We start from the raw sequence: 14,915 nt of genomic DNA on the forward strand, positions 1-14,915 counted from the left end.
AATTTGTTTCAACAATCAAAAATTAAAACATGAAAAAAAGCATCATACTCTTTTTGATATTTTGTTATTCTTATTGCAATGCTCAAGAAAAAACAACCAACAACACAATAATACCCGCCCCTAATTATTACAAAGCCAGCGGGGATAGTCTTATTATAAAAGGAACAGTAAAAATTAAATTCGAAAAACAAAAATTTAATTCCAAAGAGCTTAAAACTGCACAGCTATTTGAAAACATCTTAAATGATAAACTCTCAAATAAAAGTACGGGAATTACAATTCAATTCAACACTACAGATAACACATTAGCAAATAAAGAATCTTATAAAATAAGCATTACTCAAAAAGGCATCCTCGTTACCGGTCGCGATGAAGGATTGTTTTATGCCACACAAACCCTTCTACAACTTCTACCAAATTATCTGCCTAACAATAAACAGCTAAAACTACCATGCATTGAGATTGAAGACCAACCTCGTTATTCCTACAGAGGTTTACACCTGGATGTTTGTCGTCATTTTTTCTCTGTGGATGTTATAAAAGATTTTATCAGTCAGATGTCCTATTATAAACTCAATAATTTTCATTGGCATTTAACCGATGATCAAGGTTGGAGAATTGAAATAAAAAAATATCCAAAATTAACAGAAATAGGATCTAAACGAGCGCAGACTTTAGTTGGAAATAAATTTGAAAGATCTCCAATGTTCTTTGATGGAAATCCATACGGAGGTTTTTATACGCAAGACGAAATCAAAGAAATCGTTCAATTTGCCCAAGACCATTATGTAAATATCATTCCTGAAATCGAAATGCCAGGTCATGCAACAGCAGCTATTACAGCTTATCCAAATTTAGCTTGTTTTCCTGAAAGACCTTATAAAGTAATCGAATCTTGGGGCGTTTTTGAAGATGTATTCTGTGCAGGAAAAGAGGAAACATTTACTTTTTTAGAAGATGTTTTAACAGAAGTTATTGCTTTATTCCCAAGCAAATACATCCATATTGGCGGTGATGAATGTCCAAAAACAAGATGGAAAACATGCCCCAATTGTCAAAAAAAAATCAAAGATTTAGGTTTAAAAAACGAACACGAATTACAAAGTTATCTAACAAAACGTATAGAAAAATTTCTTAATGCAAACGGCAGACAGATTCTTGGATGGGATGAAATTCTCGAAGGTGGCCTTGCACCAAATGCAGCTGTAATGTCTTGGCGTGGGGAAGCTGGGGGAATTAGTGCTGCAAAACAAAAGCATGCTGTAATTATGAATCCTGAGCAATACCTTTATTTTGATTACAACCAAGGTTATTCCCCGCAAGAACCATTGACTGTGGGTCGATTAACTACCATTGACAAAGTTTACCATTACAATCCAACTCCAGCAGATAGTTTAACTATTGATGAACAAAAATATATTATGGGAGTTCAGTCCAATCTTTGGTCTGAATATCTAACGAGTCCTGCCAAATTAAACTACATGCTCTATCCTAGATTATTTGCTTTAGCAGAAATAGCCTGGACAGAAACTCAAAATAAAAATTACAATAACTTTGTATTGAGCAGAATGCCACATCACTTAGAAAAATTAGAATTACAAAAAAGATTGTATAAAGTTCCAGCCCCATTTGGCACTACAGAAACAGCACTAATAGCATCAAAATATGTTTTAGATGTTCAACCAACAATCAAAAACGGACAAATTTTCTATACTATTGACGGTTATAATCCAGATGAAACCGCTGAACTTTACAAAAAACCAGTTACCATTAACATTCCAAAAGGTGAATACAGAACAATCAAAACAATTCAGATCAGCTCAAGCGGCAGAAGAAGTTCTATTAGCAAAATACTAGTAAAAAATTCTGATTTAAAATTAGCCTTAGCCATTAATCCGACTAAACAAGGCTTAAAATACGATTATTATACAGGAACTTTTTTCCAGCAGACACAAGATTTAGATCTACAAAAACCTACTTTATCTGGTATTTTTGAAGGTACAATCAGCAGTGAAAAATGGAAATCGAAAGTAGAGCGTTACATCGGCTTAAAATTCGATGGCTACATCTATATTCCAGAAACTGCAAATTATACTTTATCTACTCTTTCCGATGACGGATCCAAGCTATTTATAGATAACGAATTAATAGTTGATAATGACGGTATTCATTGGCTCAACGAAGCTTTCGGGGCTACAAAACTTGAAAAAGGATTTCACAAAATTAAAATCAGTTATTTTGATCAAATTGGAGGCACCTCTTTAAGTTGTTTTATTCAACAAGAAGGAAAAGAAAAACAGGAAATAAGCGCTTCGCAATTGTATTACGAATAGAACATAAAAAAACGCATTCAACTTAATGAATGCGTTTTTAACTTTATATTCTTAAAGAATAATATTATCCTTTCAAACTTGCCGACATATATTCTCTGTTCATACGAGCAATATTTTCAAGAGAAATTCCTTTTGGACATTCTACTTCACAAGCTCCAGTGTTAGTACAGTTACCAAAACCTTCAGCATCCATTTGGCTAACCATGTTTAAAACTCTATCAGTAGCTTCAATTCGTCCTTGTGGTAATAAAGCATATTGAGATACTTTTGCAGCAACAAATAACATTGCCGATGAGTTTTTACAAGTCGCAACACAAGCTCCACAACCTATACAAGCAGCTGAATCAAAAGCAGTATCAGCATCTTTCTTGTTAATTGGAATTGTGTTTGCATCAATTGTATTACCAGATGTATTTACAGATATAAATCCACCAGCATGTTGAATTCGGTCAAAAGAACTTCTGTCAACAACTAAATCTTTAATTACAGGAAATGCTTTTGCTCTAAATGGCTCAATAAAAATGGTATCACCATCCTTGAACATTCTCATGTGCAATTGACACGTTGTAACACCTCTGTCTGGCCCGTGAGCTTCACCATTGATATACAAAGAACACATTCCGCAAATTCCTTCGCGACAGTCGTGGTCAAAAGCTACAGGCTCATCCCCTTTCATGATTAATTCATCATTCAAAATGTCAAGCATTTCAAGGAATGACATATCTGGTTCAATATGATCTATAGGGTATTCAACTATTTTTCCTTCTGTAGCGGCATTTTTCTGACGCCATATTTTTAATGTAAGTTTCATCTTTTTTTAAGTATTAAGTATTAAGAGTAATCTTCAAGACTTTTCTCGAAATACTATTTATAACTTCTTTGAACTAATTTCACGTTATCAAATACCAACGGCTCTTTATGCAAAACAGCTTCACTTGGTTTTCCAGTGTATTCCCATGCCGCTACGTATGCGAAATTCTCATCGTCACGTTGCGCTTCACCTTCTTCTGTTTGATATTCTTCACGGAAATGTCCTCCACAAGATTCATTACGATGTAAAGCATCTTTAGCGAACAATTCTCCCAATTCAAGGAAATCGGCAACACGTGTCGCTTTTTCCAATTCCTGATTGAATCCTTTATCAGTTCCTGGAACTTTTACTTCTTTGTAAAACTCTTCACGCAAAGCAGCAATTTCTACAATAGCTTCATTAAGTCCTTTGGCGTTACGAGCCATACCAACTTTATCCCACATAATTTTTCCTAATTTCTTGTGGAAATAATCAACAGAATGTGTTCCGTTATTGTTTATGAATTTATCAATCTGATCTTTAACCGCTTTCTCAGCAGCTACGAACTCAGGTAAATCAGTAGAAATTGTTCCCATTTTAATATCCGGAGCTAAATAATCTCCAATAGTATATGGCAATACGAAATATCCGTCAGCTAAACCTTGCATCAAAGCCGAAGCTCCTAGACGGTTGGCTCCGTGATCTGAGAAGTTTGATTCCCCGATAGAGAAACAACCCGGAATTGTAGTTTGCAAGTTATAATCAACCCAAGTACCACCCATTGTATAATGTACCGCAGGGTAAATCATCATTGGAGAAGTATAAGGATCCTCATCTACAATTTTATAATACATTTGGAACAAATTCCCGTATTTACTTTTTACAACTTCGGTACCTAATTTAGTTACTAATTTAGTATCCTTTGTATCCAATCCTTTTACATACGCTTGCTCATTTCCGTAGCGTTGAATAGCTGCGGCAAAATCCAAATAAACTGCTTCACCTGTTTTGTTTACTCCAAAACCAGCATCACATCTTTCTTTTGCAGCACGAGAAGCTACATCACGAGGCACTAAGTTCCCAAAAGCAGGATACCTTCTTTCTAAGAAATAATCTCTTTCAGCTTCTGATAAATCGGTTGCTTTTTTCTTTCCTTCACGAATAGCTTTCGCATCTTCTAATTTTGCAGGAACCCAAATACGTCCATCATTACGCAATGATTCGGACATTAATGTCAATTTCGATTGGTGATCTCCAGAAACCGGGATACAAGTTGGGTGAATTTGTGTGTAGCAAGGATTTGCGAAGAAAGCTCCTTTTTTGTGGATTTTCCATGCTGCAGTAGCATTAGATCCCATTGCATTGGTTGACAAGAAGAAAACGTTTCCATATCCTCCAGAAGCAATAACAACAGCATGAGCAGAATGTCTTTCTATTTCACCAGTAACTAAGTTACGAGCGATAATTCCTCTTGCTTTTCCGTTTACGACTACCAAATCCAGCATTTCGTGACGGTTGTGCATTTTTACTTTACCACGACCAATTTGACGGTTCATTGCTGAGTAAGCACCCAAAAGCAATTGTTGCCCTGTTTGTCCTTGTGCATAAAAAGTACGGGAAACTAAAGTTCCTCCAAAAGAACGATTATCTAATAATCCGCCATATTCACGAGCCAATGGAACACCTTGTGCGACACATTGGTCAATAATATTAGACGAAACTTCAGCCAAACGGTGTACGTTAGCCTCACGAGCACGGTAATCTCCTCCTTTTACAGTATCGTAAAACAATCTGTGGACTGAGTCACCATCACCTTTATAATTTTTTGCAGCGTTGATTCCCCCTTGTGCAGCAATTGAGTGTGCACGACGTGGTGAATCTTGAAAGCAAAAAGCTTTTACGTTATATCCTAATTCTGCCAATGTTGCAGCAGCAGAACCTCCAGCCAAACCTGTACCAACTATAATTATATCTAAATTACGTTTATTAGCAGGGTTTACTAAATTAATATGATCTTTATAATTTGTCCATTTGTCCGAAATTGGACCACTAGGAATTTTTGAATCTAATGCCATTATAATTTAATATTAATGATTAAAATGATGAAATAATGCAATGAAAATGAAACCAAAAGGAACTACAATTGCAAAAGCATATCCTAAAGTATGCAAAGATTTTGAATATTTGTTATTAAAACCTACCGATTGAAATGAGGAATTGAAACCATGCCACAAGTGCAATGACAACAATAAGAATGACAAGCTATACAATGCTGTACGAACTGGACTTTCAAATTTTTCAACTAATTCAGGATAGTATCTTGTTGCATCCAGCGGATTAACATTTACATACTTGTAAACCATTTCAGGAAACCAAAAATCGTAGAAATGTAATGCAATAAAAGCCAAAACAACTGAACCAGAAACAATCATGTTTCTTGAAGCCCAAGAAGAATTTGCAGCTCCATTATTCTTTGCATAAGCAATAGGCCTTGCACTTCTATTTTTGAAATCCAAAACAAAACCCATAATAAAGTGAAAAACCACCCCTACAATCAATATAGGCTGTATTACGAATTGAACTAATGGATTATTTCCCATAAAATGAGAAATCGAATTAAAAGTATCGGAACTAAAGACCGATGTCATATTGATAAAAAAATGCTGTGCTAGAAACAACATCAAAAAAAGTCCTGAAAGTGCCATAGCTACTTTTTTTGCTATTGACGATTTCAATAATGCAGATTTTGCCATAAGATTTATATAATTTGTTTTAAAAAATTCTACAAAAATAAAGCAATTAGACAGCAACTACAACCTTTTCGCCGTTATTTATAATGATTTTAAAGTGTTTTACACAAAATACCAAGAAATCCTTAAATATCAAACAAAATTAAAAAAATAGCAAAATAAACGGTTAAACAAAAAAGAAAGAAATCTTAAATAAGGCACCGCAGAATTTACCAAAAATCAACACACAAAGCGACTAAAATTACCAATTCAATAATTTTTATTATTGTTTATTTCTAAATTAACAAAAACACCCTACACCTACATTTTATGTACCTAAATTAATTGCACCTAGACAATGCGTTTTTAACTTTACAAGTTAAAAATTGAATAATGAAAACAGGAATTGATTCCATCTCTTTTGATGTTGCCAAAATACATTTACCTATTAAAACTTTGGCAAAAGCCAGAAATATTGAACCTGAAAAACTAGAAAAAGGCCTGGGTTTAATCAAAATGACATTACCAGATACACATCAAGATACAGTAGTTTTTGCAGCAAACGCTTTAACAAAACTGATTCAAGAAAACAATCTCAATCTGAATGAAATTGCAAGAATATATGTTGGAACCGAAAGCGCTATTGACAGTTCAAAACCAATCAGCTCATTTTTAATTGCCTTAATGGAACAAAAATTTGGAGAAAATACTTTGTCTGAATGTGATGTAGTTGACTTTACATTCGCTTGCATTGGTGGTGTTGACGCATTGCAAAACTGCATCGATTTTGTAAAATTAAATCCAACCAAAAAAGCAATTGTTGTCACTACCGATTTTGCAAAATATGATCTAAACTCTACAGGTGAATATACTCAGGGCGCCGGAGCTTTAGCAATGTTAATTACTTCAAATCCTAGAATTATTGTATTCGACAACAATTGGGCGACAAGCACAAAAGGTGTTTTTGACTTTTTCAAACCATTTAGAACACTTTCAAAAGAAGAAATCACAGGAAACAAAAACAATGATTCGTGGTTTGACAATCTTGAAGACGAAATAGAAATCCACAAAGACCAACCAGTTTTTGACGGACAATATTCCAACCAATGCTACATGGACCGTACCAGAAACGCCTATTTTTCATTCAAAAAATTAAAAAACGGGAACGAAACTATCTATAATTCATGGAAATGCATCATCATGCATTTGCCGTATTCATTTCAAGGGCGCCGTATGTTGTCTGAAATTTATGCTTTGGATGCCGAAAATAAAATTATCTCCGGAGATGAAGATGCTTCGGAATATCAAAATAAATTGAAAGGAATCAGCAAATCTGAAGAATACCAACAATTTATAAATGAAAAATTAATGCCAGCTGAATTAGCTTCTTCATTAATTGGTAATTTATACACGGGCTCCATTTTTATGGGATTACTTTCTACTTTGGCACATTTTTATGATACCAAAAAAGAACTTTCAAATTCAAAATTTGGCTTTTTAGCTTACGGAAGTGGTTCTAAATCCAAAGTTTTCGAAGGGGAAATTCAGCCGGATTGGAAAACTGCAATTACCAATATAAATCTTTTTGAAACCTTAGAAGAAAGTTTTGAAATTGATTTTAAAACTTATGAAAAACTACATAAAAAAGAACAAAAACAAAGCATTCAACTTCCAAAAAACGAATGGATTTTGGAGCGAATAGAAACAGAAATTCCGAATCTATTAGGAGCTCGTTATTACAAATGGGTTGATTAATTTATATTCTTATTGAAAAAGCACCGAGAATTCTTATTGAAACTTTCGGTGCTTTTTACTTAAACAGCGCATCAGTTTAACTGAATTTGCTCATATATTGTTGCACTATTAAATCTGTGTTTTCATTCCGAGTCTTTTGCTCTAACTGAATTGGAGGCGAAGCTCTTTCCAAACAATTTTTCACCGCACAAGTTTCACAAGTCACCCCAACAATTTGTTTTTGTATGGATTTATTATCAATAAATTTAAACTTTTTCTTGACACTTGGCGTAATCAATATTCCCACAGATATACTTCTTAAGCAATCTTTTTTGAAAGGATCAAGTGTCGCTGAAGAAAATACCAAATACTCATTATTACTGTTGTCATAACGTGAAATTTGCGCATCGAAAAAATGTGTTTTATTTTGTTTAATTGCATTTTCAATGGTTTTGATTGAAACCCATCTTCTACAATAATGCTCATTCATTTCATTAGCGTGTGGCTCCTGTTGATTGGTAATGTGCAATTCTTTTTTAATTTGATACGTATCAGCACCGATTTTGTGTGACAATCGAAGGAAAAATAAATTTTTTAACTGAAAATCCTTTGGCAAAATATTCGTCAGCCTTTGATAGAAAGATTCAGGTGAAACATTGAATTTACCCATAAGCTCAATCATTTCCTGTGGTTTTGGATCCGTTTTCAACAAAAACACATTCAACTCTTCAATCAATTTTTGTCTAGGAATAAGCAATGCTCCAGCAAAATAAGAAGCATAAAAATTATTCAGAACCTGATCAAAATTATCAAATTTTATCCAACTGAACGTGTACAACCTTTCAGTAATTTCAAGGTAATTATAAGCAATTTCTTTTGCTAAAATAAAAGCTTTTTGAGGCTCATCAATATCTAATGACAGTAATAAAGTCTTGCTTTTAGGTACGAATATCGACCTTAAATCACCCAATTCTTCTTGTTCCGAAAAAACAATCTCATTAATCGTATAACCATATTCTTCAATTAATATGGCTGATAATTCTTCAATAGAAATTTTAGCATCAATATTTACATGAAACGCTTTAGAAAACTGCAATACTTTCAATTCCAAATCTTCAAAATAATTATTGTGCGCTTCTTGATACGAACGCAACGCAGCTAAGAAGAAACTTTCACGGGTTAGATTATAATGCTGTGCAATTTCAATAATCGTACTTATAAAGGCATTCACTTTAGCTGGCGCGTTAGCAATAATATCGATAAGATCATTTTCTTGAATCCCAAAAATCTCCAAAGGAATTTCTTTTAAAATTCCCGATTTTAATATTTCACCTATAGGAGCCAGATTATTATCCAGCTTTAACGACACCATATGATCATACGAAACGTCTAATTTTTCAGACAAAAGAATAATCTTATCTGTTTTAGGATATTTTTTCCCTTTTTCAATTTCGTTTAAATACGATTTTGAGAGGTCGGTAATTTTAGCCAAACCAAATAGTGACAAATTCTTATTTGTTCGAGCCTGCTTGAGTTTCAGCCCAAAAATTAACTTGATATAATCCTTTTCTACATTCATAAATTCAAATATACGCTAAAAAACAAAAACGTCAAAAATATTTTTTTTTCATTTTTAGCGTACGTTCGCTTGTTTTGTAAAAAACTTTTTTCTAATATTGTCATGTAAAACATATTAACCATGATACACCAACCAGAAACAACCGAAAGAGAGTTCCAGTTTTCTACTGAAACGAATCAGCATTATCCTGAAATATTGACGGATGAAGCCATTGAATTTTTAACTGATTTGCATAAAAACTTCAACAACAAAAGACTTTTGTTATTAGAAGAAAGAAAAAAACAACAAGTCAAATTTGATGCTGGCGCCTTACCTTGTTTCCCAACCGAAACAAAAAGTATTAGAGAAAGCAACTGGCGAGCGGCGGCAATTCCAAAAGATTTATTAGACCGAAGAGTCGAGATAACAGGCCCTGTTGATAGAAAAATGGTCATTAATGCGATGAATTCAGGAGCAAAAACCTTCATGGCTGATTTCGAAGACAGCACTTCCCCAACTTGGAATAATTTAATGGCTGGACAACAAAATTTAAAAGATGCAGTAAATAAAACCATCACTTTAGACGACCCACTAAAGAACAAGAAATACTCATTAAATGAAGATACAGCAGTTTTAATTGTTCGCCCAAGAGGATTGCATTTATCAGAAAAAAATATCTTGATTGACGGTCAACAGGCCTCAGGCTCACTTATTGATTTTGGTTTATACGCTTTTCATAATCACTCAGAACTGATAAAAAATGGAACCGCTCCCTATTTCTATTTACCAAAACTGGAACATTATTTAGAAGCAAGATGGTGGAATGAAGTTTTGGAATTTGCACAAGAATATTTAGGAGAACAAAATGGGACTTTCAAAGCAACGGTTTTAATTGAAACAATAACAGCCAGTTTCCAATTAGACGAAATAATCTTCGAATTAAGAGATCATATTGTAGGCCTTAATTGCGGAAGATGGGATTATATTTTTTCTTATATCAAAAAACTAAGAAACAACCCCACCTTTATTGTTCCAAATAGAGACCAAGTAACAATGACTTCTCCATTTATGAGTGCCTATTCACAATTGGTAATTCAAAGATGTCACAAACGCAACATACACGCAATAGGCGGAATGGCAGCTCAAATTCCGATAAAAAATGATGAGCAAGCCAACACAATTGCTTTCAACAAAGTAATTGCCGATAAAGAACGAGAGGCAAAAAATGGACATGACGGCACTTGGGTTGCCCATCCGGATTTAGTTTCAATTGCCATGACTGTATTCGACAAGTACATGCCAACGAAAAATCAAATTCATATAAAAAGAGACGACGTACACGTTACCGAAAATGATTTACTGGAAACCCCAGAAGGAACAATTACCGAGGAAGGCGTTAGAAAAAACATCAGTATCTCCGTTTTATATATTGCCTCATGGCTTAATGGACAAGGTGCTGCAGCATTACATCATTTAATGGAAGATGCCGCAACTGCTGAAATTTCAAGATCACAATTGTGGCAATGGCTTAAAAACGAAGTGGTTTTGGATAATAAAAAAGCATTAAATGAAAAATACTATCACAGAATAGCCATGGAAGAATTTGAAAAAATAAAAAAAACTGTTGGAGATGAAAATCATGAAAAAAAGAAATACAGATTAGCGGAACAACTGTTAGACACGCTTGTTGTAAACGAAAATTTTATCGAATTCTTAACCATTCCAGGATACCAATACATCTAAAAATAAACCAAACAAACCATAAAACATATTATGAAAACAACAGAAACAAGAATTCAGGAATTAGTTACCGATTGGATAACAAACCCAAGATGGAAAGGAGTTGAGCGCCCATACACAGCGGAGGAAGTTGTAAAATTGCAAGGTTCTTATGTTATAGAACATAGCGTTGCTAAAATTGGCGCCAATAATTTATGGAAAAAACTTAATTCTCAAGATTTTGTTGCCGGACTTGGTGCACTTACCGGAAATCAAGCGATTCAGGAAGTAGAAGCCGGATTAGATGCGATTTATTTGAGTGGATGGCAAGTTGCCGCTGACGCAAATGTTGCCGGCGAAATGTATCCTGATCAATCTTTATATCCCGCAAACAGTGTTCCGCTAGTGGTAAAACGAATCAATAATGCGCTTTTACGTGCAGATCAAATACAAGTTGTAAACGGAACTACCGATAGAAAACAATACTTAGTTCCTATCGTTGCTGATGCGGAAGCTGGTTTTGGCGGCAATCTAAATGCGTTCGAATTAATGAAATCTATGATTGAAGCGGGCGCAGCGGGAGTTCACTTTGAGGACCAATTGAGTTCTGCAAAAAAATGCGGACACTTAGGCGGAAAAGTATTAGTGCCAACACAAGAAGCCATCAATAAACTGATTGCGGCGCGATTAGCAGCCGATGTAATGGGAACGCCAACGTTGATTGTTGCCCGTACAGATGCTGATGCAGCCAACTTATTGACAAGTGATATTGACCCAAGAGACACAAAATTCATAACGGGAGAAAAAACGGGAGAAGGATTTTTCTATGTAAATTGTGGTGTTGAGCAAGGAATTGACAGAGGATTGAGTTATGCTCCGTATGCTGATTTAATTTGGATGGAAACCAGCAATCCTGATTTGGCTTACGCAAAACAATTTGCTGATGCTATTCACAAAGAATTTCCTGGCAAAATGTTAGCCTATAATTGCTCCCCATCCTTCAACTGGGCTGCTAAATTATCTGTTGCTGAAATGGAAACTTTCAGAGAAGACTTAGCTGCAATGGGATATAAATTTCAGTTCATCACTTTGGCCGGATTCCATGCGCTAAACACGAGCATGTTCGAATTATCTAAAGCGTACAAAGAAAGAGGAATGGCAGGCTATTCTGAATTACAGGAAAGAGAATTTGCATTGCAAAAACATGGTTTCAAAGCAGTAAAACACCAAGGTTTTGTAGGAACATCTTATTTTGATGCAGTTCAAAACACCGTTACAACAGGAAAATCTTCTACAACAGCCATGAAAGATTCAACTGAAGTAGCACAGTTTTAAGCAAAACTTATTTCATTAAGAACACAAAGCGTTCAAGTTTAAAATACAAATTTTTTCTTGCTCGCTTTGTCTGTTTTTTATTTAAAATTTGACGAATTCATAACAAAAAACGATTTAAACTTAGTATTTTTGAGTAATTAAAAGTTTAAACCGAATTGTTATGAAATACCATCAAATTGACCGGGATTTATTTATAAAAAATCGCACTAAATTCATGGCTCAGATGAAGCCAAAAAGCGTTGCTATTTTCAACTCTAATGATATTTATCCAATAAGTGCCGATAGTACAATGCCTTTTGCACAACACCGCGATATTTTTTATTTAAGCGGAGTGGACCAAGAAGAAAGTATTTTATTGCTTTTTCCAGATGCGCCATACGAACATCAAAGAGAGATTATTTTCTTGAAAGAAACCAGCGAACACATTGCGATTTGGGAAGGCGAAAAACTGACCAAAGAACGCGCTTTTGAAGTTTCAGGAATCAGAACAGTTTATTGGTTACAGGATTTCGAGAAAATTTTATTCGAAATGATGACGCATTCGGATACGATTTACATCAACACCAACGAACATTACCGCGCCACTGTAGAAACCGAAACCCGTGAAGCCCGTTTTGTAAAATGGTGGAAAGAGAAATATCCGGCACATGCAGTTGCAAAAAGCAATCCGATATTGCAACGCCTTCGTTCTGTAAAAGAAACCGAAGAATTGGATTTAATCCAAAATGCTTGTAATATCACTGAAAAAGGATACAGAAGATTATTGTCATTTGTAAAACCAAATGTTACTGAATACGAAATCGAAGCCGAACTGATTCACGAATTCATTCGCAATCGTTCCAAAGGTTTTGCTTACACACCAATTATCGCTTCCGGAAATAATGCCAATGTGTTGCATTACATCGAAAACAACCAACAATGTCACGCCGGCGATTTGGTCTTATTGGATGTAGCTGCAGAATATGCGAATTATTCAAGCGACATGACGAGAATGATTCCTGTTTCAGGAAAATTTACCGGCAGACAAAAACAGGTCTACGAAGCCGTTTTACGAGTAAAAAACGAAGCAACCAAAATGCTTACACCAGGAACACTTTGGAAACAATATCATTTTGAAGTGGGAAAAATCATGACTTCTGAGTTGTTAGGTTTGGGATTAATTGACAAAGCCGACGTACAAAACGAAAACCCGGAATGGCCCGCTTACAAAAAATATTTCATGCACGGAACTTCCCACCACATGGGATTGGACACGCATGATTATGGAATCCTGACAGAACCAATGCAAGCCAATATGGTTTTCACCGTAGAACCGGGAATTTACATTCCTGCTGAAGGTTTCGGAATCCGTTTAGAAGACAATGTAATCGTTCAGGAAACAGGCGAACCATTTAATTTGATGCGCAACATTCCTATTGAAGTCGACGAAATTGAAACGTTGATGAACAGTTAAACTCGTTTCAAATGGTTATAACCAGAACGGCTTACAGCAATGTAGGCCGTTTTTTATTTGGGCGCAACCCAACCTCCGTAAACTCCGGCTGCGTCGGGCTATCCGCTGTAAGTCCTCGCACCGCAAAAAAATGCGGCGCTGTGGGCTTTTCGCTATTATCCCTTGCGCGCTTCAACAAGAAAATTTATAACTCAACAACATCAATTCCAAAATCCATCTTAAAACTGTAACTTTATAATCCAGCTTCCGACTTATTTGAAAAACTTAAATCACAGAAATCATGCAAGCACACGAAATAGACTACCACATATATGGCGAGGAAATGCAATATGTGGAAATAGAATTGGACCCACAAGAAATCGTAATTGCCGAAGCAGGAAGTTTTATGATGATGGACAATAATATCCAAATGGAAACCATCTTTGGCGACGGTTCCGGACAACAAACTGGATTGTTCGGTAAACTTTTAAGCGCAGGAAAAAGAGTGCTTACCGGCGAAAGTCTTTTTATGACAGCGTTTATCAATCAAAACAATACCAAAAGTAAGGTTTCATTCGCATCACCTTATCCAGGGAAAATAATCCCAATTGACTTAACCCAATTTAGCGGAAAATTCATCTGCCAAAAAGATGCGTTTCTCTGCGCTGCCAAAGGCGTTTCTATTGGAATTGAATTCTCTAAAAAACTCGGTCGTGGACTTTTTGGTGGTGAAGGTTTCATCATGCAAAAAATTGAAGGTGACGGTCTGGCGTTTGTGCATACAGGCGGAACATTAGCCAAAAAAGAATTAGCCGCAGGCGAAATCCTAAAAGTAGACACGGGTTGTATCGTAGGCTTTACCAAAGATGTCGATTATGATATTGAATTCATTGGCGGTATCAAGAATTCTATTTTTGGCGGCGAAGGTTTATTTTATGCCACACTTCGTGGTCCGGGAACCGTTTATGTACAATCCTTACCTTTCAGCCGACTTGCCGATAGAATCATCGCATCTGCACCAAAATCTGGCGGAAACAGTCGCGACGAAGGCAGTTTATTGGGTGGTTTAGGGAATTTATTAGATGGTGATAATCGATTTTAAATTTTATAAACGGTTTTCAGAAATAGGGGCATCTTTTTAAACCAAATAAGAAATGTAAGGACACATTAGTAATTCTTAAATGAACTTATATTTCTTAAATGGTTTAAAAATATATATTGTTTAATTATTCTCTTTAAAGATTTTTACAATTTTCATTTCGTGTTTTTCTTGTAATTCATGGCA

General features: G+C 35.2%; 10 protein-coding genes. 6 read left to right on the forward strand and 4 right to left on the reverse strand.

All coding sequences use genetic code 11. The features are described 5' to 3' along the window. Positions 1–29: 29 nt before the first annotated feature. Complete coding sequence (locus tag ACM55H_RS00210; protein WP_416834583.1) at positions 30–2,333, forward strand: family 20 glycosylhydrolase; 2,304 nt, start codon at positions 30–32, stop codon at positions 2,331–2,333. Positions 2,334–2,397: 64 nt separating this feature from the next. Here ACM55H_RS00210 and ACM55H_RS00215 read toward each other — a convergent pair whose 3' ends face one another. From ACM55H_RS00215 to ACM55H_RS00225, 3 genes are read right to left on the reverse strand one after another with little or no spacing between them, the layout of a single operon-like run. Next, the gene (locus ACM55H_RS00215) at positions 2,398–3,144 is read right to left on the reverse strand and encodes a succinate dehydrogenase/fumarate reductase iron-sulfur subunit (RefSeq protein WP_416834584.1); all 747 of its coding nucleotides are present in this window, start codon (positions 3,142–3,144) and stop codon (positions 2,398–2,400) included. 53 nt (positions 3,145–3,197) lie between these two features. Then, positions 3,198–5,198: a fumarate reductase/succinate dehydrogenase flavoprotein subunit gene (locus ACM55H_RS00220; RefSeq protein WP_416834585.1), complete on the reverse strand. Its 2,001-nt coding sequence runs from the start codon at positions 5,196–5,198 to the stop codon at positions 3,198–3,200. A gap of 12 nt (positions 5,199–5,210) precedes the next feature. Beyond that, a complete protein-coding gene (locus ACM55H_RS00225) occupies positions 5,211–5,876 on the reverse strand; it encodes a succinate dehydrogenase cytochrome b subunit (RefSeq protein ID WP_416834586.1) in 666 nt (221 codons plus the stop codon). A gap of 369 nt (positions 5,877–6,245) precedes the next feature. Between ACM55H_RS00225 and ACM55H_RS00230 the strand changes: the two genes are divergently transcribed. Beyond that, positions 6,246–7,607 carry a hydroxymethylglutaryl-CoA synthase family protein gene (locus ACM55H_RS00230; protein ID WP_416834587.1) on the forward strand — a complete coding sequence of 454 codons (1,362 nt, stop codon included), beginning with the start codon at positions 6,246–6,248 and terminating at the stop codon, positions 7,605–7,607. A 76-nt stretch (positions 7,608–7,683) separates the two neighbouring features. Here the strand turns inward: ACM55H_RS00230 and ACM55H_RS00235 are convergent, their stop codons facing one another. After that, positions 7,684–9,165 carry a helix-turn-helix domain-containing protein gene (locus ACM55H_RS00235; RefSeq protein WP_416834588.1) on the reverse strand — a complete coding sequence of 494 codons (1,482 nt, stop codon included), beginning with the start codon at positions 9,163–9,165 and terminating at the stop codon, positions 7,684–7,686. 120 nt (positions 9,166–9,285) lie between these two features. Between ACM55H_RS00235 and aceB the strand changes: the two genes are divergently transcribed. The 4 genes from aceB (at position 9,286) to ACM55H_RS00255 (ending at position 14,732) form a co-directional block, all read left to right on the forward strand. Continuing rightward, the gene (aceB, locus tag ACM55H_RS00240; RefSeq protein ID WP_416834589.1) at positions 9,286–10,887 is read left to right on the forward strand and encodes a malate synthase A; all 1,602 of its coding nucleotides are present in this window, start codon (positions 9,286–9,288) and stop codon (positions 10,885–10,887) included. 30 nt (positions 10,888–10,917) lie between these two features. Beyond that, complete coding sequence (gene aceA / locus ACM55H_RS00245) at positions 10,918–12,198, forward strand: isocitrate lyase (RefSeq protein WP_416834590.1); 1,281 nt, start codon at positions 10,918–10,920, stop codon at positions 12,196–12,198. A gap of 160 nt (positions 12,199–12,358) precedes the next feature. After that, on the forward strand, positions 12,359–13,651 hold the full coding sequence (locus tag ACM55H_RS00250; RefSeq protein WP_416834591.1) for an aminopeptidase P family protein: 1,293 nt from the start codon (positions 12,359–12,361) through the stop codon (positions 13,649–13,651). 280 nt (positions 13,652–13,931) lie between these two features. Next, positions 13,932–14,732: a TIGR00266 family protein gene (locus tag ACM55H_RS00255; protein WP_416834592.1), complete on the forward strand. Its 801-nt coding sequence runs from the start codon at positions 13,932–13,934 to the stop codon at positions 14,730–14,732. Positions 14,733–14,915: the final 183 nt, after the last annotated feature.

Source organism: Flavobacterium cryoconiti (genome assembly GCF_048158645.1).
Lineage (GTDB): Bacteria > Bacteroidota > Bacteroidia > Flavobacteriales > Flavobacteriaceae > Flavobacterium > Flavobacterium cryoconiti.